Annotated in this window: 21 protein-coding genes; 3 read left to right on the forward strand and 18 right to left on the reverse strand. The window is 66.6% G+C overall.

Annotation, left to right across the window (positions count from 1 at the left end; all coding sequences use genetic code 11):
* Nucleotides 1-9 precede the first annotated feature (9 nt).
* From nuoH to ACFWP0_RS18455, 9 genes are all read right to left on the reverse strand, one after another.
* Nucleotides 10-1,083, reverse strand: a complete 1,074-nt coding sequence (nuoH, locus tag ACFWP0_RS18415) for an NADH-quinone oxidoreductase subunit NuoH (protein ID WP_377844388.1) — start codon at nucleotides 1,081-1,083, stop codon at nucleotides 10-12.
* On the reverse strand, nucleotides 1,083-3,410 hold the full coding sequence (gene nuoG, locus ACFWP0_RS18420; protein WP_377844389.1) for an NADH-quinone oxidoreductase subunit NuoG: 2,328 nt from the start codon (nucleotides 3,408-3,410) through the stop codon (nucleotides 1,083-1,085). Before nuoG ends, nuoH begins: the two co-directional genes overlap by 1 nt.
* Before the next feature lie 15 nt (nucleotides 3,411-3,425).
* Nucleotides 3,426-4,793 (reverse strand): NADH-quinone oxidoreductase subunit NuoF, encoded by a 1,368-nt coding sequence (nuoF, locus tag ACFWP0_RS18425; RefSeq protein WP_377844391.1) that lies wholly within the window; start codon nucleotides 4,791-4,793, stop codon nucleotides 3,426-3,428.
* Nucleotides 4,790-5,284, reverse strand: coding sequence for an NADH-quinone oxidoreductase subunit NuoE (nuoE, locus tag ACFWP0_RS18430; protein WP_171664325.1), 495 nt, complete (start codon nucleotides 5,282-5,284; stop codon nucleotides 4,790-4,792). The genes nuoF and nuoE overlap by 4 nt, the downstream gene beginning before the upstream one ends.
* A 47-nt stretch (nucleotides 5,285-5,331) precedes the next feature.
* Complete coding sequence (locus ACFWP0_RS18435) at nucleotides 5,332-6,588, reverse strand: NADH-quinone oxidoreductase subunit D (RefSeq protein WP_377844392.1); 1,257 nt, start codon at nucleotides 6,586-6,588, stop codon at nucleotides 5,332-5,334.
* A gap of 3 nt (nucleotides 6,589-6,591) precedes the next feature.
* On the reverse strand, nucleotides 6,592-7,218 hold the full coding sequence (locus ACFWP0_RS18440; protein ID WP_377844394.1) for an NADH-quinone oxidoreductase subunit C: 627 nt from the start codon (nucleotides 7,216-7,218) through the stop codon (nucleotides 6,592-6,594).
* Between the two features lie 79 nt (nucleotides 7,219-7,297).
* The gene (locus ACFWP0_RS18445; RefSeq protein ID WP_006217960.1) at nucleotides 7,298-7,774 is read right to left on the reverse strand and encodes an NADH-quinone oxidoreductase subunit B family protein; all 477 of its coding nucleotides are present in this window, start codon (nucleotides 7,772-7,774) and stop codon (nucleotides 7,298-7,300) included.
* Nucleotides 7,775-7,813: 39 nt separating this feature from the next.
* On the reverse strand, nucleotides 7,814-8,173 hold the full coding sequence (locus tag ACFWP0_RS18450; protein ID WP_006217959.1) for an NADH-quinone oxidoreductase subunit A: 360 nt from the start codon (nucleotides 8,171-8,173) through the stop codon (nucleotides 7,814-7,816).
* Nucleotides 8,174-8,471: 298 nt separating this feature from the next.
* Nucleotides 8,472-9,620, reverse strand: a complete 1,149-nt coding sequence (locus tag ACFWP0_RS18455; RefSeq protein WP_377844395.1) for a porin — start codon at nucleotides 9,618-9,620, stop codon at nucleotides 8,472-8,474.
* A 460-nt stretch (nucleotides 9,621-10,080) separates the two neighbouring features.
* On the opposite strand from ACFWP0_RS18455, the gene ACFWP0_RS18460 reads away from it, so the two are divergent.
* Genes ACFWP0_RS18460 through ACFWP0_RS18470 form a run of 3 tightly spaced genes read left to right on the forward strand, consistent with a single transcriptional unit; the run spans nucleotide 10,081 to nucleotide 11,566 of the window.
* Nucleotides 10,081-10,695, forward strand: a complete 615-nt coding sequence (locus tag ACFWP0_RS18460; RefSeq protein WP_377844398.1) for a TetR/AcrR family transcriptional regulator — start codon at nucleotides 10,081-10,083, stop codon at nucleotides 10,693-10,695.
* Nucleotides 10,692-11,135 carry a PaaI family thioesterase gene (locus ACFWP0_RS18465; RefSeq protein WP_377844400.1) on the forward strand — a complete coding sequence of 148 codons (444 nt, stop codon included), beginning with the start codon at nucleotides 10,692-10,694 and terminating at the stop codon, nucleotides 11,133-11,135. The genes ACFWP0_RS18460 and ACFWP0_RS18465 overlap by 4 nt, the downstream gene beginning before the upstream one ends.
* Nucleotides 11,132-11,566 (forward strand): NAD(P)-binding domain-containing protein, encoded by a 435-nt coding sequence (locus ACFWP0_RS18470; protein WP_377844401.1) that lies wholly within the window; start codon nucleotides 11,132-11,134, stop codon nucleotides 11,564-11,566. The genes ACFWP0_RS18465 and ACFWP0_RS18470 overlap by 4 nt, the downstream gene beginning before the upstream one ends.
* Here the strand turns inward: ACFWP0_RS18470 and ACFWP0_RS18475 are convergent.
* From ACFWP0_RS18475 to ACFWP0_RS18515, 9 genes are all read right to left on the reverse strand, one after another.
* Nucleotides 11,537-12,304: a phosphatase PAP2 family protein gene (locus ACFWP0_RS18475; protein ID WP_377844403.1), complete on the reverse strand. Its 768-nt coding sequence runs from the start codon at nucleotides 12,302-12,304 to the stop codon at nucleotides 11,537-11,539. The genes ACFWP0_RS18470 and ACFWP0_RS18475 overlap by 30 nt on opposite strands.
* Before the next feature lie 47 nt (nucleotides 12,305-12,351).
* The gene (locus ACFWP0_RS18480) at nucleotides 12,352-13,143 is read right to left on the reverse strand and encodes a metallophosphoesterase family protein (RefSeq protein ID WP_377844405.1); all 792 of its coding nucleotides are present in this window, start codon (nucleotides 13,141-13,143) and stop codon (nucleotides 12,352-12,354) included.
* Nucleotides 13,140-14,114: a diacylglycerol/lipid kinase family protein gene (locus ACFWP0_RS18485; protein ID WP_377844407.1), complete on the reverse strand. Its 975-nt coding sequence runs from the start codon at nucleotides 14,112-14,114 to the stop codon at nucleotides 13,140-13,142. The genes ACFWP0_RS18480 and ACFWP0_RS18485 overlap by 4 nt, the downstream gene beginning before the upstream one ends.
* 86 nt (nucleotides 14,115-14,200) lie before the next feature.
* Entirely contained in the window at nucleotides 14,201-16,000 is a 1,800-nt protein-coding gene (locus ACFWP0_RS18490) for a gamma-glutamyltransferase family protein (protein WP_377844409.1), read from the reverse strand.
* A gap of 105 nt (nucleotides 16,001-16,105) precedes the next feature.
* The gene (locus ACFWP0_RS18495) at nucleotides 16,106-17,596 is read right to left on the reverse strand and encodes an ABC transporter substrate-binding protein (protein ID WP_377844410.1); all 1,491 of its coding nucleotides are present in this window, start codon (nucleotides 17,594-17,596) and stop codon (nucleotides 16,106-16,108) included.
* Nucleotides 17,597-17,818: 222 nt separating this feature from the next.
* A complete protein-coding gene (locus ACFWP0_RS18500; protein WP_377844412.1) occupies nucleotides 17,819-18,715 on the reverse strand; it encodes a LysR family transcriptional regulator in 897 nt (298 codons plus the stop codon).
* A complete protein-coding gene (locus ACFWP0_RS18505) occupies nucleotides 18,712-19,371 on the reverse strand; it encodes a helix-turn-helix transcriptional regulator (RefSeq protein WP_377844414.1) in 660 nt (219 codons plus the stop codon). The genes ACFWP0_RS18500 and ACFWP0_RS18505 overlap by 4 nt, the downstream gene beginning before the upstream one ends.
* 55 nt (nucleotides 19,372-19,426) lie before the next feature.
* Complete coding sequence (locus tag ACFWP0_RS18510; RefSeq protein WP_377844417.1) at nucleotides 19,427-20,887, reverse strand: efflux transporter outer membrane subunit; 1,461 nt, start codon at nucleotides 20,885-20,887, stop codon at nucleotides 19,427-19,429.
* 11 nt (nucleotides 20,888-20,898) lie between these two features.
* Nucleotides 20,899-24,009, reverse strand: coding sequence for a MexW/MexI family multidrug efflux RND transporter permease subunit (locus tag ACFWP0_RS18515; protein ID WP_377844419.1), 3,111 nt, complete (start codon nucleotides 24,007-24,009; stop codon nucleotides 20,899-20,901).
* Nucleotides 24,010-24,018 lie beyond the last annotated feature (9 nt).

Below are 24,018 nucleotides of genomic sequence, written 5' to 3' on the forward strand. Positions count from 1 at the left end.
CCTGGCGGCTTAGCGCCAAATGTTCCAGGGCGTCTGCATCCAGATCGCCACCACGACCAGCCAAACGCCGGTCAGCGGGATGAAGATTTTCCAACCCAAGCGCATGATCTGGTCATAGCGGTAGCGCGGGAACGATGCGCGGAACCACACAAACAACGAGACCACGAAGAACGTCTTGAGACCCAGCCAGATCCAACCCGGAATCCAGGTCAGCGGCGCGATATCGATCGGGGAAGCCCAGCCGCCCAGGAACATGATCGACGCCATGCAGGACAGCAGGATCATGTTGGCGTACTCGCCCAGGAAGAACAGCGCGAACGCCATGCCCGAGTATTCGACCATGTGGCCGGCCACGATTTCCGATTCGCCTTCCACCACGTCGAACGGGTGGCGGTTGGTTTCGGCAACGGCCGAGATCACGTAGATCACGAACAGCGGCAACAGCGGCAGCCAGTTCCACGACATGAACGTCAGGCCCTTCTCGGCAAACCAGCCGCGGTTCTGCACGTGCACGATCTCGGACATGTTCAGGCTGCCCGACACCAGCAGCACCGTCACCAGCACGAAGCCGATGGCCAGTTCATAGGACAGCATCTGCGCCGAGGCGCGCAGCGCGCCCAGGAATGCGTACTTGGAGTTCGACGCCCAGCCGGCGACGATCACGCCGTACACGCCGATGGACGTGATGGCCATGATGTACAGCAGGCCGGCGTTGACGTTGGCCAGCACGACGTCCGGACCGAAGGGCACCACGGCCCAGGCGGCCAGCGCGGGCATCAGCGTGACCACGGGAGCCACGACGAACAGCACCTTGTTGGCCTGGCTCGGAACGATGACTTCCTTGGTCAGCAGCTTGAACACGTCGGCAAACGGCTGCAGCAGCCCCTTGAAACCGACGCGGTTCGGACCCATGCGCACATGCATGGCGCCGATCATCTTGCGCTCCCAGTACGTCAGGTAGGCGACGCACAGAATGATAGGCACGGCGATGACCACGATCTTGATGAGGGTCCAGAGGACCAACCAGACCGTCGGGCCCAGCAATGCCTGACCGTGGCTTTCAAGAACATTGAGCCATTCCATCAGGCACGCTCCACGCTGATTTGACCGAATGCGCCACCCAGGGCTGCGGTGTTTTCAAAGGCTGCGGAAATGCGCACGGCGCGATCGGCCACGGCATCATCCTGCACGGTTTCGAGTTCGACGGCGCCCTGCCCGCCCGACACGCGGACCTTGACGCCGGCCGTCAGGCCGAGGCTGGTGAGCGTGCGGCCGTTCATGGCGGCAGCGGGCTTCTTCGAGGCCGGGGCCGCTTGCAGCGGCTCCGAACGGCGAACCATGGCGTCGGTGCGGTAGATCGGCACGTCGGCAACGCGCTCCAGGCCGGTGGCGGCCTGGCCCAGGCCCAGCGGGGCCTTGATGTCGTTGGACAGGCGGCCTTCGATGCCGCCAGCCAGCGCGGCGTCGCGCACGGACTCGGAGGTCTCGTCGTCAAAGCCGGCCAGGTGCAGGACGTTGCCCAGCACGCGCAGGACCTTCCAGCCCGGGCGGGTCTGGCCGAACGGCGTGACCGTGCCCTTGAAGCTCTGGGCCAGGCCTTGCGCGTTGACGAAAGTGCCCGAGGTTTCGGTGAACGGCGACACCGGCAGCATGACGTCGGCCCATTCGGCCGCGGCCGAACGGTAAGGCGTCAGCGCCACGGCAAACTGCGCGCCGCGCAGCGCGGCAATGGCCTGCTGGCCATTGTCGGCGTCCAGCAGCGGCTCGGCGTGCAGGACCACGTAGGCCTTCAGCGGCTCGGCCAGCATGGCGGCGGCGGTCTTGCCGCCCTTGCCCGGAACGGCGCCAGCGAGGTAGCCGCCGACGGTGTTGCCGCCGGAGGTCAGGAAGCCGAAACGGCCGCCGGCAAGCTCAGCCACGGCGCGGCCGTTGGCGGCCAGCGTCGAAGCCTGGGCGCTGGCGACGGCCAGGTTGCCCATCAGCACGGCGGTGTTGCCGCCGGAAGCCAGGCTGGCGGCGATGAGCTTGGCGTTTTCGCCCGGAGCGACCGAGGCGAACTCGGCCGGCACGGCCTGTTCCTTGGCCTGCGCCAGGGCGACAGCCACTTCGGCCAGCGCGCGCGCAAGCTCGGAGGGCGCCACGGTGATGCGGGCGGTAACGGGCAGCAGGGGATCGTCGGCGGCGCTGTCGACCATCAGGATCTGCGTGCCGCGCTTGGCGGCCTGGCGCAGGCGCTGAGCCATCAGCGGGTGATCCTTGCGCAGGAACGAGCCGACGACCAGGACGCGGTCCAGGTTGTCGAGTTCGGCGATGGGCATGCCCAGCCACGGCGCGCCGGTCAGCGCGGCGTCGAACGCCGGGTCGGTCTGGCGCAGGCGGAAGTCGATGTTCTCGGAGCCCAGCGCGCGGACCAGGCGGCCCAGCAGCGCGTATTCCTCGGTGGTGGCGTACTCGGACGCCAGCGCACCGATCTGGCCGGCGCCAAAGCTGTCGCGAACGCGCGACAGGCCTTGGGCCACGGCTTGCAGCGCGTCGGCCCAGGAGGCTTCCTGCCACTTGCCGTCGGTGCCCTTGATCATCGGGGCGGACAGGCGGTCTTCGCTGTTCAGGCCTTCGTACGAAAAGCGGTCGCGGTCGCTGATCCAGCATTCGTTGACGGCTTCGTCTTCGAACGGAACCACGCGCATCACGCGGTCGCCCTTGACCTGGACCACCAGGTTGGCGCCCAGGCTGTCGTGCGGGCTGACCGAACGGCGGCGAGCCAGTTCCCAGGTGCGCGCGCTGTAGCGGAAGGGCTTGGAGGTCAGCGCGCCCACCGGACAGATGTCGATCATGTTGCCCGACAGTTCGGACTCGATCGAGCGGCCCACGAAGGTCGTGATCTCGGAGTGCTCGCCACGGCCCAGCATGCCCAGTTCCATGACGCCGGCGATTTCCTGGCCGAAGCGCACGCAGCGGGTGCAGTGGATGCAGCGGCTCATTTCCTCGGCGGAAACCAGCGGACCGAGGTCCTTGTGGAAAACGACGCGCTTTTCCTCCTGGTAACGCGAGGAGGAGCCGCCGTAGCCCACCGCCAGATCCTGGAGCTGGCATTCGCCGCCCTGATCGCAGATCGGGCAGTCGAGCGGGTGATTGATGAGCAAGAATTCCATCACCGACTTCTGAGCGGCGCGAGCCTTCTCCGAGCAGGTGTGGACGACCATGCCGTTGGTCACGGGCGTGGCGCAGGCGGGCAGCGCCTTGGGCGCTTTTTCCACTTCAACCAGGCACATCCGGCAGTTGGCCGCGATGGACAGTTTCTTGTGGTAGCAGAAATGCGGCACGTAAAGCCCGACTTTCTGGGCGGCATGCATGACCATGCTGCCTTCGGGCACTTCGACCTTGTTGCCGTCGACGGTTAGTTCAACCATTGCTGTTCCTGAGACCTACAGATATTGCGGGACCACACAAGACTTATGCTCGATGTGGTGCGCGAATTCGTCGCGAAAATGCTTGAGGAAGCCACGGACGGGCATGGCGGCGGCGTCACCGAGGGCGCAGATGGTGCGGCCCATGATGTTGCCCGCCACGTTGTCCAGCAAGTCCAGATCTTCCGGACGGCCGTGACCGTTTTCGATGCGGTGGACCATGCGGTAGAGCCAGCCGGTGCCTTCGCGGCACGGCGTGCACTGGCCGCAGCTTTCCTCGAAATAGAAGTACGACAGGCGGAGCAGCGACTTCACCATGCAGCGCGTTTCGTCCATGACGATCACGGCGCCCGAGCCCAGCATCGAGCCGGCCTTGGCGATGGAGTCATAGTCCATCGTGCATTCCATGATGACGTCGGCCGGCAGCACCGGGGCGCTCGATCCGCCAGGGATCACGGCCTTCAGCTTCTTGCCGCCGCGCATGCCGCCCGCCAATTCCAGCAGGGTCGAGAACGGCGTGCCCATCGGGATCTCGTAGTTGCCGGGACGCTCGACGTCGCCGGTGATCGAGAACAGCTTGGTGCCGCCGTTGTTCGGCTTGCCGACTTCGAGGTAGGCCTGGCCGCTGTTGCGGATGATCCACGGCACGGCCGCGAACGTTTCCGTGTTGTTGATCGTGGTGGGCTTGCCGTACAGGCCGAAGCTGGCCGGGAACGGCGGCTTGAAGCGCGGTTGGCCCTTCTTGCCTTCCAGCGATTCCAGCAGCGCGGTTTCTTCGCCGCAGATGTAGGCGCCGTAGCCGTGGAACGCGTGCAGCTGGAAGCTGTAGTCCGAACCCAGGATCCTGTCGCCCAGGAAGCCGGCGGCGCGCGCCTCTTCCAGCGCTTCTTCGAAGCGCTCGTAGACTTCGAAGATCTCGCCGTGGATGTAGTTGTAGCCGACGCTGATGCCCATGGCGTAGGCCGCGATCGCCATGCCTTCAATCACGATGTGCGGATTGAAGCGCAGGATGTCGCGGTCCTTGAACGTGCCGGGCTCGCCTTCGTCGGAGTTGCAGACGAGGTATTTCTGGCCCGGGAAGGCGCGCGGCATGAAGCTCCACTTCAGGCCGGTCGGGAAGCCCGCGCCGCCGCGGCCGCGCAGGCCCGACGCCTTGACTTCGGCGATCACGTCCTCCGGCTTCATGCCGGTGGTCAGGATCTTCTTCAGGGCTTCGTAGCCGCCGCGCTTGACGTAGTCGGCCAGGCGCCAGTTGGCGCCGTCGACGTCGGCCATGATCTGCGGCTGGATGTGCCGGCCGTGCAGGCACATCGAGTTGGACAGGTCGTTCAGCGGGTTGGGGTCCAGCCCCTGCGCGAACTGCTTGTAAAGGTCGGGCGCGTTCATGCCGACTCTCCTTGCACCTTGAGGGCCGCGACCAGCGCGTCCAGCTTCTCGTCGGTCATGCGCACGCACATATGCTTGTTGTTCACGATCAGCACGGGGGAATCGCCGCAGGCGCCCATGCACTCGCCTTCGACCAGGGTGAACTGGCCGTCGGCGGTCGTCTGGCGATAGTCGACGCCCAGCTTGCGCTTGAGGTATTCGCCGGCACGGTCGCCATCGCGCAAGGCACAGGGCAGGTTCGTGCAGACGGCGATCTTGTTCTTGCCGACGGGCTTGACGTCGAACATGTTGTAGAAGGTGGCGACTTCCTGGACCGCGATGGGCGGAACGCCAATGTAGTTGGCCACATCTTCAATGACTTCGGTAGCCAACCAGCCCTTCTCTTCTTGCGCGATGGCAAGCGAGGCCATGATGGCGGACTGCCGCTGGTCGGCCGGGAACTTCGCGAGTTCACGGTCGATTTTCTGGTAGGCCTGTTCGGAAAGCAGCATAGTTTGAATCCGGGTTATGCGGGCGTGCTCGTGACTGTCTGGGCGGATCAGCGATCGATTTCGCCGAAAACGATGTCCTGCGTACCAATGATGGTGACGGCGTCGGCGATCATGTGACCGCGCGACATTTCATCCAGCGCTTGCAGGTGGACAAAGCCGGGGGCCCGAATCTTCAGGCGGTAAGGCTTGTTGGCGCCATCGGACACCAGGTAGATGCCGAATTCGCCCTTCGGGTGTTCCACCGAGGCATATGCCTCGCCCGGGGGCACGTGGAAGCCTTCGGTGAAGAGCTTGAAGTGATGGATCAGCTCTTCCATGTTGGTCTTCATGGCGGTGCGCGACGGCGGGGCGATCTTGTGATTCTCGATCATGACCGGGCCCGGGTTGTTGCGCAGCCATTCCACGCACTGGCGGATGATGCGGTTGCTTTCGCGCATCTCGGCGATGCGGACCAGGTAGCGGTCGTAGCAGTCGCCGTTGACACCCACGGGGATGTCGAAATCGAGCAGGTCGTAGACTTCGTAGGGCTGCGTCTTGCGCAAGTCCCAGGCCACGCCCGAGCCGCGCAGCATCGGGCCGGTGAAGCCCAGCGCCTTGGCGCGGTCGGGATCGACCACGCCGATGCCCACCAGGCGCTGCTTCCAGATGCGGTTGTCGGTGAGCAGTGTTTCGTACTCGTCGACGCAACCGGGGAAGCGATTGGTGAAGTCTTCGATGAAGTCCAGCAGCGAGCCCGAACGCGCGTCATTCATGATGCGCATTTCCTTGTCGCCGCGATACTTGCTGGAGTCGCCGTACTGGGGCATCGTGTCCGGCAGGTCGCGGTAGACGCCGCCCGGACGGTAATAGGCCGCATGCATGCGCGCGCCCGAGACCGCTTCGTAGCAGTCCATCAGGTCTTCGCGCTCGCGGAAGGCGTACAGGAACACCGCCATGGCGCCCACGTCCAGCGCGTGCGAGCCCAGCGACATCAGGTGGTTCAGGAGACGGGTGATCTCATCGAACATCACGCGGATGTACTGCGCGCGCAGCGGGGCTTCTACGCCCAGCAGCTTTTCGATGGCCATGACATAGGCGTGCTCGTTGCACATCATGGACACGTAGTCCAGGCGGTCCATGTAGGGCAGCGCCTGGATGTAGGTCTTGTGCTCGGCCAGTTTTTCGGTGGCGCGGTGCAGGAGCCCGATGTGCGGATCGGCGCGTTGGATCACCTCGCCGTCGAGCTCCAGCACCAGGCGCAGCACACCGTGCGCGGCCGGGTGTTGAGGACCGAAGTTCAGGGTGTAGTTCTTGATATCTGCCATGATTTAACGCCCCATGCCGTAGGTGTCTTCGCGCACCACGCGCGGGGTGATCTCGCGCGGATCGATCGTGACCGGCTGGTAAATGACGCGCCGTTGTTCGGGGTCGTAGCGCATTTCGACGGTGCCCGACAGCGGGAAATCCTTGCGGAACGGATGGCCGATAAAGCCGTAGTCGGTCAGGATGCGGCGCAGGTCCGGGTGGCCTTCGAAGACGATGCCGTACAGGTCGAAGGCTTCGCGCTCGAACCAGCCCACGGTCGGCCAGCATTCCATCAGGGAGGCCACGATCGGGAATTCGTCGTCGGCGGCCCAGGTGCGCACGCGCAGGCGCCAGTTGTTCTCGATGGAGAGCACATGCGCCACCACGGCATAGCGCGAACGGTGGATCCGGACGTTGGCTTCCTCGGGCAGCTGGCGCGTGCCGTTGCCCCAGGTCAGGTAGTCAACGCCGCAGAGGTCGATACAGGTTTCAAAGCGCAGGCCGGCTTCGGTGCGCAGCTTGTTGCAGACGGAGAACCACTGTTCCGCGGGCACTTCGAGCGTCAGCTCGCCCAGCGCCTCGGTCAACGCAATATCCGCGCCGAGGGTGGTCTGCAAATTGTTTTTCAGGGATTCGAGCCTGGTCATCATCTTGTACGCTTAGGTGAACCGATACGCTGGTTTCGCAAGTTCCGGGGCGGCTGAGCCGGCCGCCGGAACGGACGAAGGATCAGCGCGCAATCGTGTTGGTCAGACGGATCTTGTTCTGCATTTGCAGCAAGCCGTAGACCAGCGCCTCGGCCGTGGGCGGGCAGCCCGGCACGTAGACGTCTACCGGTACGATGCGATCGCAGCCGCGGACCACCGAATACGAGTAGTGGTAGTAGCCGCCGCCATTGGCACAGGAGCCCATGGAGACCACCCAGCGCGGCTCGGGCATCTGGTCGTAGACCTTGCGCAGCGCAGGCGCCATCTTGTTGCACAGCGTGCCAGCGACGATCATCAGATCGGACTGGCGCGGACTCGGCCGGAAGATGATGCCGAACTGGTCCAGGTCGTAGCGGGCCGCGCCCGCGTGCATCATCTCAACCGCGCAACAGGCCAGACCGAAGGTCATGGGCCACATGGAGCCGGTCTTCGCCCAATTAAGGAACTTGTCGGCGCTGGTTGTGATGAACCCTTGCTTGAGAATGCCGTCTATAGCCATATTCGTCTCTGATAGCGTGCTGTGAAAAAACCCGGCGGGTTATTCCCAGTCCAGCGCGCCCTTTTTCCATTCGTAGATGAAGCCGACGGTCAACACGGCTAGGAAAACCATGACCGTCCAGAAACCGACGAGCCCGACCGTACCCTGGGCGATGGCCCACGGGAACAGGAACGCGATTTCCAGGTCGAAAAGAATGAACAGAATCGCCACCAGGTAGTAGCGCACGTCAAACTTCATGCGAGCGTCTTCAAAAGCTTCGAAGCCGCACTCATAGGGCGACAGCTTCTCAGCGTAAGGACGCCGCGGGCCAAGGAGGGAGCCGGCCGTTAGAAGCGCGAACCCGATAAGGGTGGCCACTACGATAAACAGCAGGACGGGAAAATACTGTTGCAGGTTCATTCAGGCGTCCGTCAAATGCGCAAACCTTAGGATTGTAGCATTCGCGCGGTTACTTCCGGCTGAACTCTGTAGCTTGAATAGCGGGTGAAAGACTGCATTCCTCAAATGGAACAATCGCAGTTTTCTGCACGGATGCCGCAGTCTACAGGACCCTGCTGACAAGCACCTGCCGGAAGCAAAAAAACAGCCCAGAAGACGAAAAAAAGCCACCCCGGAGGGGTGGCTTTATGCGAACGGACCGAAGCCCGCTCGCTCGCTTTCGCTTTGAATCCAGACAGGGCTTGCGCCCTGCGTTGGATTAGAAGCGGTGGCGGATACCGACGCCGACGGCGGTCGACTTGATGTCGTCCAGGAAGGCGAAGTTCTTGGCGTACGAACCGTAGGCGTACAGGTTGGTGCGCTTGGACAGGTCGTAGGTGTAGCCCAGCGAGTAGACGTTCATCGTGGCGTCGTCGCCAGTCAGCCTGTCGTTCGAGGGGTCAACACGCTGCCACGAACCGAACAGGCTCGAAGCACCGCCGATCGGAGCCGACAGACCGAGCAGGTAGGAGTTCGAACGGAAGCCGTCGCGGAAGATGTTGCCGCCGAAGCCCAGGCTCGACGAGCCGGAGGCGCCGCCGGTGGCGATCGATTGGCCGCCGAACCAGCCGTCGGTCGTGCGACCGTAGGCCAGAGCCAGCTTGACCACTTCGAAGTCGTACGAACCGCCGATGACATACGAACGCGGGGTAGCGTCGATTTCAGCTTGCGATTGACGGTTGGAAGCGTTCAGTTGGTCGTACGACAGAGCCACGTTCAACGGGCCGTTCACGTAGCGCAGACCGGTCGTGATGGCACGGACGTTGTCGGCGGTACGGAAGCCAACGCGATCCGGGTTCGTCGCGCCAGTGGCGGGAACGTTGGCTTCATCAGCGCTGAACGAGTAGCCGACGCCAAACTGGAAGCCGCTGAACGACGGGGTTTGGTACATGACCATGTTGTCGTAGCGGACGGTGTTGGTCGAGCTCAGGCCAACGCCGATGTTGGCTTGGCCGAAGCCGGCGCCGAACGGATCGATCGAGCCGAAGTACTTCGACGCGATGTTGGTTTGACGACCGAAGTCCAGTTGGCCCCAGCTGTCGCTAGCCAGACCGACGGTGGCTTGACGACCGAACAGACGGCCGCCTTGGGCCGACTTGCCGTTACCCGAGTCAAAGCCCGATTCCAGTTGGAAAACAGCGCGCAGGCCGTCACCCAGATCTTCCGAACCACGCAGACCCCAGCGCGAACCGTTCTGGACGCCGTTGATCATGCCAAAACGGCTACCGTTCTGAGCGTCGGTACCACCGCTGATCTTGTTGTAGCCGAGGCCCGTGTCGATGATGCCGTACAGGGTGACAGACGTTTCTGCCTGGGCGACACCGGCAAAACCGGCGAGCAGGGCGGCAGCGAGCAGAGTCTTTTTCATTTAAGAAATCTCCGTTGATTTGAGTGACAAGAGCAGCAATCCAGCAAACCAGCCTGCCGCCCCCCTAACTCCGCGAAGGGAAGTTGACGCTATTGCATCAAAAATCAGGGGGGCTGGCTATGGTCGGCGTCAGAAAAGTGCAGGTTTGCGACAGCCCTGTTGGGATATTGCAACATCGCGATGATGCTTTCACGGGACCCCCTAGGGCTTTCCCCTAGTTAGCGGGTCGAGCACCTATTCATGCGACTCACAGCCCTGGCCCCAATTATTTGGACCCTTCGCCGGCCATTCCTTCGCGGCGTCGGCACCCAGGACTCGGTCCCCGTTCGGCCACAACCAAGCGTAGTCGGAGCAATCCGGCCCCCTACCCGCAGTGTAGGCACCCCATGCAGCCAATAACATTGTTATCAATAAAAATCGTCGATATGATTCTCGGCATCGAAACCCCTTTTTTCGCGCCATGCCCTCCCCCTCCCCGCGCGCCGAGCGCATTGAACGCCTGAGCGCGCTGCGCCGGCAGATCGTTCTCGACGCCGCCCAGCGCGTGTTCGAACGCGACGGCCTGGAAAAGACCACGATCCGGGGGATCGCCAAGGAAGCCGGCTGCACCACGGGCGCCATCTATCCGTGGTTCGCGGGGAAGGAAACCATCTATGGAGCGCTGCTGGACGAATCGCTGCAGCGGCTGCATGCGCACCTGGCGAACGCCGCAGCCGCGGCCCCGCGCGTGGCGGCGGCCCGAAACGCCATCCGCGCCTTCTTCGGCTACTACGCCGAACGGCGGACAGACTTCTCCCTGGGCATGTACCTGTTCCAGGGTCTGGGACCACGCGGCCTGGGCCGCGAAATGGACGAGAAGCTCAACGCCCGCCTGCGCCAATGCATCGATCTGATCGGCGCGGCCCTGGCGCGAACCAAATCCTGGGAGGCCGCGGTCGTCCAGGTCGAGCAGATGAATGTATTCACCTACTTGATGGGGCTGTTGCTGCTGCTGCACACCCATCGCCTGAAGTCCCTGGGCCAGCACGCCGACGCGCTGCTGGACAACTACTGCCACGTTCTGGAACAACGATGAACGCCACCGCCACCGCCGTCGAGCCCGGCGCGCCCCTGATCAGCCTGGCCGACTTTCACATCCTGCTGGCCGACCAGCACCCGTTCTCGCTGCTGCTTGGGATCGACGTGCTGCATATCGGCCGCGGCACGGCGCACGCCGTGCTGCCCGCGCGGGATGCGCACCAGCGCCTGGGCGGCATCGTCGCGGGTCCCATGCTGATGGGGCTGGCCGACCTGGCGATGTACGCGGCGGTGGTGGGCGCCACCGGGCAGGCCCACGCCGTCACCGCCAGCCTGACCATCAACTTCCTGCGCAAGAGCCCGGCGAGCGCCATCCATGCCAATGCCCGCCTGCTGAAAGTGGGCAGGCTGTCCGCCGGCGAGGTCATCCTGACCGCGCAAGGCTCGGATGAGCCGCTGGCCCACATCGTGAGCACGTGGTCCGTGCCCAAGCCATGAGCCTGCGCATCAGCATCGTCGGCATGGGCCGCATCGGCACGCAGGCTGCGCGGCGCCTGTTGGCCGCCGAGCCGGACATCGCGCTGACCCTCTATGACATCGAGCCGGAGCGCTGCGAGGACTTCCGCGGCAGCGCCACGCTGGCCACCTCGGCGCGCGAGGCCTTGGCGGAGTCGGACACCATCGTGCTGGCCCTGCCCCGCGAACGCGAGATCGACCGCACCCTGGAACGGTTCAGCGACGGCGAAGTGAGCGCCCCCATCGCCGGCAAGCTGATCGTCGACCTGGATCCGCCGCCCGCCGAGCGCGCGCGCCGGCTGGACCAGGCGATCGCCAGCGCGGGCGGGCGCTACACCTGCGCGCCCTTGCTGGCGGCCGGCGCCATCAGCGCCGAAGCCCGCCTATTGCGCGCGTTGACCCGCTCCGCGTGACAGGCTCAGGCGCTCGGAGACGGCGACGCAAAGGGCCAGCCATCCCAGGCTGACCGCCAGCCCCGCCACCACGTCGCTCGCGAAATGCACCTGCAGCAGGATGCGGCTCAGGCCGATGGCCATGATGAGTGCGGCCATGATGGCCACGCAAGGCATGCGCCAGGCCGGCGGCGCCATGCGCCACATCAGGTAGCAGGCAGTGCCGTACACGGCCATCGAGGCCGAGGAGTGTCCGCTGGGAAAGCTCCACCCCACCGCGTTGGCGTAGCCATGGTCATGGTCCGGACGCACGCGCTCGAACGTATGCTTGAGCATCCAGTTGAGCGCGCCGCCCATGCCGGTGGCGACCGCGCAGAACAGGGCCAGCGGCCACAGGCCCCGCCAGAGCAGATAGAGCGTCATCAGCACGCTCAGCGCCGTCAGGAAATTGCGGTCGCCCAGATAAGTGAACCAGGACAGCAGCCATAGCAGCGAGGTCGCCATCGACATGCTGAGCGCATTGGCCAGCGCGCTGTCGAACGCCACCACCGCGCCCCGTTGCCCGACAGCCGTGGCCAGCAGCAGAAAGAGCGTGAAGGCGGCGCAGGTGGCCGCGACGGACAGCGCCGCGCGGCCGCTGGCGGACAGCCCCATATAGGCGCGGAAGAAAAGCAGCGCTGCCGCGCCGGCCATGAGCGGCAGCGCGATAAAGAGGTGCAGGGCATGGGCGGCGGCCCACGCCGCGTAGGCATCGGTCATGAATTCCATCTGTAAGGTAAGTGCGCCCCGCTTCGCTCTTGCAGACGCTACAGCGCGACGAGGGTCTTGTCGACCGGAGCAAACGCATGCGTTCCGGCGGCGTAGTCCCAGCGCTCGACATGGCAAACCGGCGCGCCGTCCTGCTCCTGCCGGGTGATCACATTCAGCGAATTGGGCACGCTGCCCCGCACGCGGTGAGAGCAGGCCGTGCCGGCCTGGACGATCCAGCCGGCCGGCGCCGCCGCCGCGGTCAGCGGCAACACGTAAGGCAAGTGTATGTGACCGCCCAGCACCAGGTCGATTCCCGCCTGCGCCCAGGCCGCCAGCGCGCGCTCGCGCCCGATCAGCAGGTTGGACAGGTCCGACTCCACCTTGGCGCGCACCGGATGGTGCGCCACCACGATGCGCAATTGCCCCGGGCGCGCCTGGCGCAGGCGCTGGGCCACGCGCGCGATCTGGGCGTCGGAGATCTCGCCGTCCTTGCGGCGGCGCGGGCGCGTGGTGTTCACGCCGATGGCCAGCACGCCGTCGTTCTCGAACACCGGCTCCAGGATCGCGCCCAGGGCCCGCTTGTAGTTGCCGTAGGGATTGAGCGCGCGCGCGAACACGTTGAAGAGCGGAATGTCGTGGTTGCCCGGAACGGCCAGCACGGGCAGCGACAGGCGCTGGATGAACTTGCGGGCGGCGGCGAACTGGCCGCGCCGGGCCCGCTGCGTGATGTCGCCGCTGAGCACCACCAGGTCCGGGGCCAGCGAACGGGCGAGATCCAGCGTGGCCTCGACCACCGGCTTGCGTTCAGTGCCGAAATGCGTGTCGGATAAATGCAGGATGCGCGTCATGAGCGATCCAGGTATTCCGAGTCCGCCGGCACCACCAGCGGCAACGGTTCGTCCGCCACCTTGAATTCGAGCGGCGTGTTCATCCAGGAAATCTCGCCGTCCGTCGCCACCTTGACCCGGCTGCGTCCGCGAATGCGCACCGTCAGCCGGTCGAAGGCGAAGCTGACGACGTGATCGGCATCGCCCAGCCGGCTGAACAGGCCGCGCAGCAGCAGGCCGTACAGGGCCAGCGTGCCGACCGGCCGCGCCGCCATGGCGACCAGCCGGTTGCGGTCCAGCTCTTCGGAGGCGATGCCGATGTGCTCGAGCTGAAGCTTGTTGTTGCCCACGACCAGCGTCGGCGAACGCATGTTGCGGGCCTGGCCTTCGTATTCGAGCTGCAGGCCAAGCTGGCGCGGCGCCCGCAGCAGCGTAACCAGCCCAGACCACAGCGCCACCCAGCGCTTGCGGCCGAACTTCTGCTTGTAGGCTTCCCGGTCTTCGAGCAGTTGCGGATACAGGCCGAGGCTGGCGTTCACGAGGAACAGCCTGCCGTTGAGCATGCCGACCTGCACGGGCCGCAGGATTCCTTGCAGGAATCCCCGCAGCGCCACCTCCGTCTCCTGCGAGATGCCGTAGCGGCGGCCGAAGTAATTGAACGTGCCCTGCGGCAGGATGCCGAAGGGCACGCCCTTGCCCAGCACGATGCCCGCCACGGCGCTCAGCGTGCCGTCTCCGCCCGCGGCGATGACGGCGCCCTGCTCGTCCTGCGCGCGCTTGACCGCCCGCCTGGCCACCTCGGCCAGGCGGGACGGATCGTCCACCGGCATCAGTTCGTAGCGCCTGCCGGCTTCGTCAAGAATGCGTCCGATCGTTTCCTGCAGGACCTGCGCGTCGCCGCGCCCCGATCCGGTATTGAGGACGATGAAGAGAGGTTCTTGTCCCGTGAGGGGTCGAGCCGCTGTTGCCGGGCTCTGCTGGGATGGCGTCATGGGACAAACATACCCCATGCGGGCGAAGCGCCGCAAGAAGCCCGGCGAAGGCCCGGCCCGCGCATGGCGGGCCGGGCGCCGCGCGGTCAGCGCCCGATGGCGTAGGCCTGCATCAGGCGCGGCGTGGCCGCCGCATGCAACAGCCCGTCCGGATCGCGCGAAGCCGCGGTCAGGCGGCCCACGGACCATTCCGGCACCTGCTCGATCTGGTGCCCGCGCTGGCGCAGGGCCTCGATGACCTCGGCGCCAAAGCTCGCCTCCACCGCCAGGTGCCCGGGCTTGCGGTCCCTTGGGTAGAAGGACGTGGGGAAGTGCATGGTGTGGGACATGGGCAGGTCGATGGACTCCTGCAGGTTCAGCCCATGGTGCACATGGCGCAGGAAGAACATCAGCTGCCACTGTTCCTGCTGGTCTCCGCCCGGCGTGCCGAACGCCAGATAGGGCTTGCCGTCGCGCAGCGCCAGGGACGGCGTCAAGGTGGTGCGCGGACGCTTGCCCGGGGCGAGCGTGCCAGGCAGGCCTTCTTCCAGCCAGAACATCTGGGCGCGGGTGTTCAGGCCGAAGCCCAGCTCCGGAATGACCGGCGAGGACTGGAACCAGCCGCCCGAGGGCGTGGCCGAGATCATGTTGCCCCAGCGGTCGATGACGTCCACGTGGGTAGTGTCCCCGCGCTTGGCGGAGGCGCGCATGTCGGCAAGCGTCGGCTCGTTGGTGGCGCTGCCGGGCGCGGTCACCTTGGACAGGCGTTCCAGCGTGTCCATGACGCGCGCCACCTGCGCCTCGAAGCCGGGCGCCTGGCCGGGCAGCAGGTCTTGCGACGCGGTCTCGCCGATCAGCTTGCGGCGCTCGGCGTTGTAGCCGTCCGACAGCAGATGGTCCAGCGGCACGTCGATGAAAGCCGGATCTCCGTAATAGGCCTCGCGGTCGGCGAAGGCCAGCTTCATGGCCTCGGTGACGCGATGGACGAACTCGGCGCTGGTGGGGCCCACGCCCGCCAGGTCCATGTCTTTCAGGATCGCGAGCGTCTGCAGGAACACCGGCCCCTGGCTCCAGGCGCCGGCCTTGGCCACGGTATAGCCGTGGTAATCGTAGGTCAGCGGCTTGTCGTAGCTGGCGGACCAGCCGGCCAGGTCGTCCGCCGTGATGACGCCGCGGTGGGTCGCGCCACTTTCGTCCATGACGTCGGTGTTGCGGGCAAAACGGTCGATCTCCTCGGCGATGAAACCGCGGTAGAACGCGTCGCGGGCCGCCTCGATCTGGCGTTCGCGGTCGGCGCCCGCGCTTTCGGCTTCTTTCAGCACGCGGGTCCAGGTGCGGGCCAGCGCCGGATTGCGGAACAGCTTGCGGGCCTCCGGCACCTTGCCGCCCGGCACATAGACCTGGGCGGTCGTCGGCCAGTGCGCTTCAAAGAAGTCCTTCAGGCCGGCGATGGTATTGGAGATGCGCGGCATCAGCGCATGGCCGTGCTCGGCGTAATAGATGGCGGGCTCCAGCACGTCGCGCACGCGCATCGTGCCGTGGTCGCGCAGCAGCAGCATCCAGGCGTCGAACGCCCCCGGGATGACGCTGGCCAAGAGGCCGTTGCCAGGGATGAGCTTGAGCCCTTCGGCGCGATAGCGCTCCAGCGTGGCGGCGGCCGGCGTGGTGCCCTGGCCGCACAGCACCTCGACGCGGCCGGTGCGCGCGGAATAGAACACGGCGGGCACTTCGCCGGCCGGGCCGACCAGGTGGGGCTCGACCACCTGCAGCACGAAGGCCGAGGCGGCGCAGGCGTCGAATGCGTTGCCGCCGCGCTCCAGGAGCGACATGCCGGCCGCGCTGGCCAGCCAATGGGTGGAAGTCACGACACCAAAGGTGCCGAGGATTTCCGGGCGAGTCGTAAACATGGCGAATCCTGGTAATTGGGGGGTGTCAGACACCTGCCCACCTCCAGGGCGCCGCCCCCTTGAGGGGGCCCGCGCCAGCGGGTAGGGGGTGGGCTTGCCTCGGCCTTACTTCACGCCCTTGAGGCGGATCAGGCCGTCGGGGTACGGCACGAAGCCTTCCAGCTTCTTCTGCACGCCAAAGGTCCACGGCAGGTAGAACAGGTACACGATGGGGCGCTGGTCCTGCATGGCCGTCAGGACCTGGTCGTACATGGCGCGGCGCTTGGCGGTGTCGGCCTCGGCGCGGGCGTCGTTGAGCAGCTTGTCGACGCCGGCGTCGCAGAACTTACCGTCGTTCAGGTTGCCCTTGCAGCTGACGTACTGGTGGATGTTGCCGCTGGGATCGACACGGCCGGACCAGCCGCTCTGGCCTACCTCGAAGTCGCCGCGGGCAAGCGACGATTGCAGGGAAGCGAACTCGACCGGACGCAGGGTGATGTCAAAGCCGGCTTCGGCGCCCATGGCCTGCACCAGTTCGAACACCTGCTGCATGGTCGTGTTGTTGCCGAAGGTGATCTCGAACTTCACGCGGTCAAAGCCCGCTTCCTTCAGCAGGGCCTGCGCCTTCTTCGGGTCCCGGCCCTTGCGCTCGAAGTCCTTGTTGAAGGCGAAGCTGGCCGGCGGGAACGGCTGGTAGGCGGGCTGAAACATGCCTTCGCCGATCACCTGGTTCAGCACGTCGCGGTCGATCGCCAGGTCCAGCGCCTGGCGCACGCGCTTGTCCTTGGCCAGCGGATTGTTGGCGCGCGCGCCGTTGCCAAGGTTCACGGAGATGGACTGGAAGCCCAGGCCGGTCACCGGCGCCAGGCGCAGGCTGGGGTCGTCCTTGACGGCCTTGGCATCGCTGGGCGCCACGCGCTCGATGATGTCCAGGTCGCCGGCGCGCAGATTGTTCAGGCGCACGGTGTTGTCGGGGATCGGCGTGAAGACCAGGCGGTCGAAGTGGTAGTTGGCCGCGTCCCAATGCTTGGGGAATTTCTCGAGCACGATGCGATCGTTCTGCACGCGCTCCTTGAACTGGTACGGACCCGAGCACACCGGCTTGCCGCCGGGGTCCTTGTCGAAGCTGGCGGGCGAAATCATCATGCCGGCCCGGTCGGAAAGCTGCGACAGCAGCGAGGCGTCCGGCTCGGACAGGTTCAGCACGACGGTCCCGGCGTCCGGCGCGTCGACGCTGGCGACGGTGGCCAGTTCGCTCTTGCGGTTGCTGTCGGGCAAGGTGCGGGCGCGGTCCAGGTTGGCCTTGACGGCGGCGGCATTGACCGGCGTGCCGTCATGGAAGACGGCGTCCGTGCGAAGCTTGAACGTGAGCGACTTGTGGTCCGGGCTGATCGTCCACGACTGCGCGAGCTGGGGCACGATCTTCAGGTCGGGCGTGATCTCGACCAGCTTGTCGCACAGCGAGGCGAACACGATGCGACCGACAAAGGTGCGCGCGCGCGCGGGGTCCAGCACGTCCGGGTCGTCCTGCAGCCCGATACGCAAGGTGGACTGGGCTTGCGCCAGTCCGCTGACCAGCATTCCCGCCATGGCCATGGCGAGGCAAAGTTTACGCATGAATGATCTCCGTCGATTCAGGTCGGCCTGCTTCCCCATGCGCCGGCGGCGCACCGCCTGGCAAGGAGGAACAGACCCCGAGCCGTGCTGCATCGCCGGGCCCATCCCCCCGTTGCGCACGTTCTTGTTGGATTCTGCGCCAGGCGCGCGGCGATTGTATAGACCGGCGGCTGTCGCGCCGCTAAATATACGCCTGGGACGGCCGCCTTGCGGACGCGCGGCTCAGGGCAGCCGGCAAGGCGCCGAGAAATCCACGGCGGCGGCGACGGCGTCGCGCAGCCTGGCCACCAGCGGGCGCGTGTCGTCGCGCCGATATTGAAAGGCGTAAGGCAAGGCCGCCAGCTCGGGCTCGCCTTGCAGGACGCGCAGGCTGCCTTCGGCCTGCAGCGCCTCTGCCCAATGGCTGGGCAGCAGCCCCACGCCGGTGCCTTCGATCAAGAGGCCCGCGATGGCGCCCCAGTTGTTGCAGCAGAGGCGTTCGCCGGCCGCGTCGCGGCCGGCCAGCCAGTCGTCGATGATGCGCGTGGTGCCCGCGCCCGCGGGCAAGGTCACCAGCGGCAGGCGGGCCAGCAGCGCCGTCGTCATGCGGGTTTCCCCGTCCAGCACGGACGGGGCCGCGGCCCAGGAAAAGCGCGCCTGGCCGATCGGCGAGGACGCGATGCCGGCTCGGGACGAGCGCCCGGCGATCACGGCGAAGTCCAGCTCGCCGTCGGCCACGCGCTGCTCCAGCACCTGGCCGATATCCACATACGGTTCCAGCACCAGGTCGGGATAGGCCGCGCGCACAACGCCGATCAGGCGCGGCAGCCAGGTCAGCGCGGTCAGCTCGCCCACGCCGAAGCGGCAGCGGCCCCGCAGCCCCGGGGTTTCGGCCATGGAGGCCCGGATCTGGTCGGCCGCGGCCAGCAGTTCGCGCGCCTGCGGCACCAGCCGCTGGCCGGCGCCTGTCAGCGCGGCCTTGTGGCCGCTGCGGTCAAACAGCGGCTGGCCCAGCACTTCCTCGAGTTCCGTGATGCGCTTGGACAGCGACGACACCGACAGATGCAGGCGCTCGGCGGCCACGGCGAAACTTGCGCAGGTGGCCGCCCAGTAGAAGGCTTCGAGTTGCTTGAGCGTCATGCGCGCGCGCTGACCCGGTAGGCGCAGCGGCGGGCGCCCGCCAGGATGTGCTCTTCGCGGTCCACCTGCACCCCCTCGCCCAGCACGGCGCGGAACAGTTCCAGCTCGCTGCGGCAAAAGCCCATACAGGCCTTTGCCGCCGAACAGATGGGGCAATGGTTTTCAATGAAGACGAAGCCGGCGCCGTCCTGGCGCAATTCGGCCATGTAGCCTTCCGCGCAGCGCACGTCCACCAGGCGCTCCAGCCGCCCTTTCAGGCTCTTGGCGCCCAGCATGGCCTGGTGGTAGCTGTTGAGCATGGCGTTCTCGCGCACCTGGATCAGCTTTTCGATGCCTTCGTCGCCGAACACCTGGCGCACGGCGCCGATCATCTGCACCGTCATCTCGGCATGGGTATCCGGGAAGCGGCCGTGGCCGGCCTCGGTCAGGAACCAGATCTGGGTGGGCCGTCCGCGGCCGGCGCTGTGGCTTTCGGAGTCGACCAGCCCGTCGGCGTGCAGCCGCGTCATCTGCTGGCGCACCGCCTCGGCCGTCACGTCCATGGCCCGGGCGATGACCGCGATGGATTGCGGGCCGCGCGTCTTCAAGGTCATGAGCACGCGGTCCGCCGGCAGATGCGGCGTCCAGGCGACGGGGTGGGACAGGCTGTCAGACATGACGGGAACGATGCTCCAAGAGTTTTCCTATGGTGCCACGAACGGGGGCCCGAGGTCAGCCGGCGGCGGGCGGCCGCAAGTCGGCCGCCGCCGATTCGGGCGGCGCCTCCCATCCTCCCCCCAGCGCCTTATATAGCGCGATCAGGCGGGTGTAGGACTCTGTTTCGGCCACAGCCACGGCGTCCTGGGCGCGCAAAAGCGTACGCTGCGCGTCCAGCACCGTCAAATAAGGGGTGCTTCCTTCGCGGTATCGCAGCCTGGCCAGGTCCGCCGCCCGCGCGCTGTGCGCGGCGGCCTGGGCCAGGTTGCCCAGGCGCTGCTGCGTCTGGCCGTACTCGGTCAGCGCCGACTCCAGCTCCTCCACCGCGCGCAGCACCGCCTGTTCGTAGCGCGCCACTTCGCCCTCGGAACGCGCCACGGCCCCGCGCTTGCGGGCCAGCGCCGTGGGCAGGTGAAACGCCGGCCAGTTCACGCCCGACGCCACGCTGAAGCCTCGGCTGTCCGCCGAGCCGAAGTCGGACCCGCGCAGCGCGACAAAGCCCAGGAATCCGCCCAGGTCGATGCGGGGATACAGCTCGGCGGTCGCAACCCCCACGTCCGCGTTCGCGGCGGCCATGTTGCGCTCGGCCGCCAGGACATCCGGACGGCGGGACAGCAAGGCGCCCGCGTCGCCGATGGGCAGGCGGGCGGCCAGGGGCGCCAGCGGCTTGCCCGCGTCCAGTTCGCCAAGCTCCACGGGCCGCAGGCCGGCCAGCACCGCAATGCGGTACAGCGCCAGCCGCCTGGCCGTGACCTGCACCGGCACGCTTGCCAGCACCGTTTCCAGCTCGGCCCGCGCGCTGGCCAGGTCGCCTTCGTCGCCGCGCCCCGCCGACACCATGGCCTGGGTCACGCGCAGGCTGTCGCGCTGGCTGTCCAGGTTGGCGCGGGCCACGGCCAGCCGTTGTTCGGCGCCCCGCAGCTCGAAGTAATTGCGCGCCACTTCGGCCGCCACCACGATGCGGGCCTGGGCAAGATCCGCGGCCTGGGCCTCGCTGCGCGCGGCCGCGCCTTCGGCCGCCCGGCGCAGCCGGCCGAACAGGTCCAGCTCCCAGGCGGCGTCAAAGCCGGCCCGGTAGCTTTGGGCCAGGTTGCGCTGCCCGGCGACGCCGGGATTGGCCTGCGACAGGCTGCGCTCGTAGCGGCCGCCCAGGGTCACCGCCGGCAACTGGTCCAGTTCCTTTTCGTCCAGCGCCGCCCGCGACTCGGCCAGCCGGGCCTGGGCGATGCGGATGTCGTGATTGCGGGCCAGAGCCAGGGCGATCAGCCGGTCCAGCTGCGGATCCTGCAGCTGCTTCCACCAGTCGCGCTGCAACTGGTCCGTGGAAAACAGCGCCTGCTCGGGGCTGGCCAGGGCCACGGGCGCGGGCTGGGGCTTGCGGTAGTCCGGCCCGACGGCGCAGCCCGCGGCGGCCAGCGCGGCCAGCAGCACCGTGGCGGCGCGGCGCAGGCGCGCGGAGAGATGTAGCGTATTCATGATCGATTCCTTCAGGGCTGGACCGCGGCGGCGGACGCCTGCGCGTCCTCGGCCTCGGCCCTTGCCAGTTCGCGGGCGCGCGGCGTGTCGTTCGCCGCCCGGTGATCCCGCGCAAACACGGTGTAGACGGTGGGCAGCACGAACAGCGTGAAAAGCGTGCCCACCAGCAGTCCCACGACGATGACCAGCCCCAGGCTGTAGCGGCTGTGGGCGCCCGCGCCGCTCGCGAACAGCAGCGGGATCAGCCCCATGACCATGGCGGCCGTGGTCATCAGGATGGGACGCAGGCGGATCCGCGCGGCCTGCTCCATGGCGGCGCGCCGGTCCAGTCCGTGGCTGACCTGCATCTCGTTGGCGAATTCCACCATCAGGATGCCGTGCTTGCTGATCAGCCCGATCAGCGTCACCAGCCCGATCTGCGTATAGATGTTGACGGTGGCCATGCCCAGCGCCAGCGGTATCAGGGCGCCGCAGATGGACATGGGCACGCTCACCAGGATGATGAACGGGTCGCGCAGGCTTTCGTACTGCGCGGCCAGCACCAGGTAAATCACGATGATGGCAAAGATGAAGGTGATCATCAGCGCCGAGCCTTCCTGACTGAACTGGCGCGCGTCCGATTGCCAGTCGTAGCTGAAGCCGGCCGGCAGCGCCTGCGCTTGCCGGGCCAGGAACTGCACGGCGTCGCCCATGGTGACGCCCGGCATGGGAATGGCCTGGAAGGTCGCGGCGTTCAGCTGGTTGAACTGGGTCAGCCGGTTGGGCTCCACGCCCATCGACACCGACACGATGTTGGACAGCGGCACCTGCGCTCCGCTGGCGCTCTTGACGTAGTACTGCGCGAGCGACTCGGGCGAGATGCGCTGTTCGCGCAGGCTTTGCGGAATGACGTCATAGGACCGCCCGTCCATGCCGAAGCGGTTGACGTAGTTTTCGCCCACCAGCACGGCCAGCGTGTCGCCGATCGCCTTCATCGTGACGCCCAGGCTGTTGGCCTTGGCGCGGTCCACCTTCAGCTGCACGACCGGGTTGTTGTAGTCCAGGTCGCTGTCCACCACCATGAACAGGCCGCTTTCGCGCGCCGCCTTCTTCATGCCTTCCATGGCCTCGTAGACCACGGAGTAGTCCGACGCGCTCATCAGGACCATCTGCACGGGCAGGCCGCCCGTGGACCCCGGCAGGGACGGCAGCTGGAAGGCGAAGATGTTGCTGCCTTCGATCTGGTTGGCCATGGACTGCATGTCGGCCTGGATCTCGTCGGCCGAGCGCGCGCGTTCCTCCCAGTCCACGAAGTCCACGCCGCCGATGCTGTTGGACACGCCTTCGGAGCCGTTGATGAGCCAGCGCCCTTTCTGTTCGGGCAGGGTCTTCATGACGTCGTCCCACTTCTTGCCGAACTTCTCCACATAGTCGATGTTGGCCTGCTGCGGCGACTTGATCGCCGTCAGCACGGTGGACTGGTCCTCGACCGGCGCCAGCTCCTGCTGGGCCGCGTTGTACAGGAACGGCAGGCTGACCAGCACCGCCGCGGCGACCAGCCCGGTCACCCAGCGGTGATGCAGCGACACATCGAGCACGCGGCCGTAGGCCTCGCCCAGGCGGCCGAAGCAATGTTCGGCCCGGCGCGCCATCCAGCCTTCGGACACGCGGCTGTTCAGCAGGAAGGAGCTCATCACGGGCGACAGGGTCAGCGCGATCACGCCCGACACGACCACCGCGCCTGCCAGCGTGAACGCGAATTCCTTGAAGAGCGACCCCGTCAGCCCGCCCATCAGGCCGATCGGCGCGTAGACCGCCGCCAGCGTGATGGTCATGGCGATCACCGGCCCGGCCACCTCCCGGGCGCCGATCAGCGCGGCGCGCACGGGCGACTTGCCCTCCTCGATGTGCCTGTGCACGTTTTCCACCACCACGATGGCGTCGTCCACCACCAGGCCGATGGCCAGCACCATGGCCAGCAAGGTCAGCAGGTTCACGCTGAAGCCGAACAAGGCCATGACGGCCGCTCCGCCCAGCATGGACAGGGGGATCGTCACCACGGGGATCAGCACGGCGCGCAGGGATCCCAGGCACAGGAAGATCACCACGACCACGATGGCGATGGCCTCCAGCAGCGTGCGGGTCACGCCGTCGATCGACGCGCTGATGAAGCGGGCCAGCTCGAACGGCACCTGCACGCTGGTGCCGGGCGGAAGGTTCTGCTTGATGTTGGGCAGCAGCTCATTCAAGCGCTTCACGATGACCAGCGGGTTGCCCACCGGCGTGGCGTTCAGGCCGAAGTACACCGCAGGCTCGCCGTCCATCAGGCCGCTGGAATCCGTGGACGCCGCCCCCAGTTCCACCGTGGCCACGTCGCCCAGCCGCACGATCGCGCCGCCGTCGCGCTTGACGACCAGGTCGCGGAATTCCGCCACGTTGACGAGGTCGGTATTGATCTGGATGTTGGACACCACGTACAGGCCCTTGGCCTGTCCGGGCGCGGCCTGCACATTGTTCTCGCGCAGCGCGCCGGCCAGCTCGCCCGCCGAAATGCCGCGCGCCGCCATGCGGTCCGGGTCCAGCCAGACCCGCATCGCGAGCTTCTGCCCGCCGTACAGCTCCACGCTGGCCACCCCGTCGATGGACGAGAGCTGCGGCTGCACCACGCGCGACAGATAGTCGGTCAGCGCGGCCAGCGACAGGTCGGTGCTGGAAAAGCCCACGTAGGCGACGGCCGTCGCCTCGCCCGCGGACTTGACCAGCACCGGGTCATAGACGTCTTGCGGCAGGCGATACTTGACCTCGTTGACCTTGGCCATCACTTCGGTCATGGCCTTGTTGGAGTCCGCGTTCAGCTTCATCCGCACCGTGATCACGCTGCGGCCCTGCGTGGACGACGAGGACAGGTAGTCGATGCCCTCGACGGTGGCCACCGACTGCGCGATGGGTTGCGTCACGAAGCCCTGCATCAGGTCGGGCGATGCGCCCGGATACTGGGTGGTGATGGTGATGGTGGTGCTTTCGGTCAGCGGGTACTGCCGCACGGGCAGGCCGCTCAGCGCCTTGATGCCCAGCAGCAGGATCAGCGTGCTGACCACCAGGGCCAGCACCGGCCGGCGCACGAAGAGATCGGTGAATTTCATGTCCGCCTC

The organism is Achromobacter sp. NPDC058515, from assembly GCF_042721735.1.
Taxonomy (GTDB): domain Bacteria; phylum Pseudomonadota; class Gammaproteobacteria; order Burkholderiales; family Burkholderiaceae_B; genus Achromobacter.

What these genes read in the sequence shown, in the direction of transcription:
- ACFWP0_RS18485 (WP_377844407.1), bottom strand. Translation starts at nt 14,114, where the DNA reads ATGACGCCATCCCAGCAGAGCCCGGCAACAGCGGCTCGACCCCTCACG.
- ACFWP0_RS18470 (WP_377844401.1), top strand. Translation starts at nt 11,132, where the DNA reads ATGAGCCTGCGCATCAGCATCGTCGGCATGGGCCGCATCGGCACGCAG.
- ACFWP0_RS18500 (WP_377844412.1), bottom strand. Translation starts at nt 18,715, where the DNA reads ATGACGCTCAAGCAACTCGAAGCCTTCTACTGGGCGGCCACCTGCGCA.
- nuoH (WP_377844388.1), bottom strand. Translation starts at nt 1,083, where the DNA reads ATGGAATGGCTCAATGTTCTTGAAAGCCACGGTCAGGCATTGCTGGGC.
- ACFWP0_RS18515 (WP_377844419.1), bottom strand. Translation starts at nt 24,009, where the DNA reads ATGAAATTCACCGATCTCTTCGTGCGCCGGCCGGTGCTGGCCCTGGTG.
- ACFWP0_RS18460 (WP_377844398.1), top strand. Translation starts at nt 10,081, where the DNA reads ATGCCCTCCCCCTCCCCGCGCGCCGAGCGCATTGAACGCCTGAGCGCG.
- ACFWP0_RS18465 (WP_377844400.1), top strand. Translation starts at nt 10,692, where the DNA reads ATGAACGCCACCGCCACCGCCGTCGAGCCCGGCGCGCCCCTGATCAGC.
- nuoE (WP_171664325.1), bottom strand. Translation starts at nt 5,284, where the DNA reads ATGCTGCTTTCCGAACAGGCCTACCAGAAAATCGACCGTGAACTCGCG.
- ACFWP0_RS18480 (WP_377844405.1), bottom strand. Translation starts at nt 13,143, where the DNA reads ATGACGCGCATCCTGCATTTATCCGACACGCATTTCGGCACTGAACGC.
- ACFWP0_RS18510 (WP_377844417.1), bottom strand. Translation starts at nt 20,887, where the DNA reads ATGAATACGCTACATCTCTCCGCGCGCCTGCGCCGCGCCGCCACGGTG.
- ACFWP0_RS18490 (WP_377844409.1), bottom strand. Translation starts at nt 16,000, where the DNA reads ATGTTTACGACTCGCCCGGAAATCCTCGGCACCTTTGGTGTCGTGACT.
- ACFWP0_RS18505 (WP_377844414.1), bottom strand. Translation starts at nt 19,371, where the DNA reads ATGTCTGACAGCCTGTCCCACCCCGTCGCCTGGACGCCGCATCTGCCG.
- ACFWP0_RS18475 (WP_377844403.1), bottom strand. Translation starts at nt 12,304, where the DNA reads ATGACCGATGCCTACGCGGCGTGGGCCGCCGCCCATGCCCTGCACCTC.
- nuoG (WP_377844389.1), bottom strand. Translation starts at nt 3,410, where the DNA reads ATGGTTGAACTAACCGTCGACGGCAACAAGGTCGAAGTGCCCGAAGGC.
- ACFWP0_RS18440 (WP_377844394.1), bottom strand. Translation starts at nt 7,218, where the DNA reads ATGATGACCAGGCTCGAATCCCTGAAAAACAATTTGCAGACCACCCTC.
- ACFWP0_RS18495 (WP_377844410.1), bottom strand. Translation starts at nt 17,596, where the DNA reads ATGCGTAAACTTTGCCTCGCCATGGCCATGGCGGGAATGCTGGTCAGC.
- ACFWP0_RS18435 (WP_377844392.1), bottom strand. Translation starts at nt 6,588, where the DNA reads ATGGCAGATATCAAGAACTACACCCTGAACTTCGGTCCTCAACACCCG.
- nuoF (WP_377844391.1), bottom strand. Translation starts at nt 4,793, where the DNA reads ATGAACGCGCCCGACCTTTACAAGCAGTTCGCGCAGGGGCTGGACCCC.
- ACFWP0_RS18455 (WP_377844395.1), bottom strand. Translation starts at nt 9,620, where the DNA reads ATGAAAAAGACTCTGCTCGCTGCCGCCCTGCTCGCCGGTTTTGCCGGT.
- ACFWP0_RS18445 (WP_006217960.1), bottom strand. Translation starts at nt 7,774, where the DNA reads ATGGCTATAGACGGCATTCTCAAGCAAGGGTTCATCACAACCAGCGCC.
- ACFWP0_RS18450 (WP_006217959.1), bottom strand. Translation starts at nt 8,173, where the DNA reads ATGAACCTGCAACAGTATTTTCCCGTCCTGCTGTTTATCGTAGTGGCC.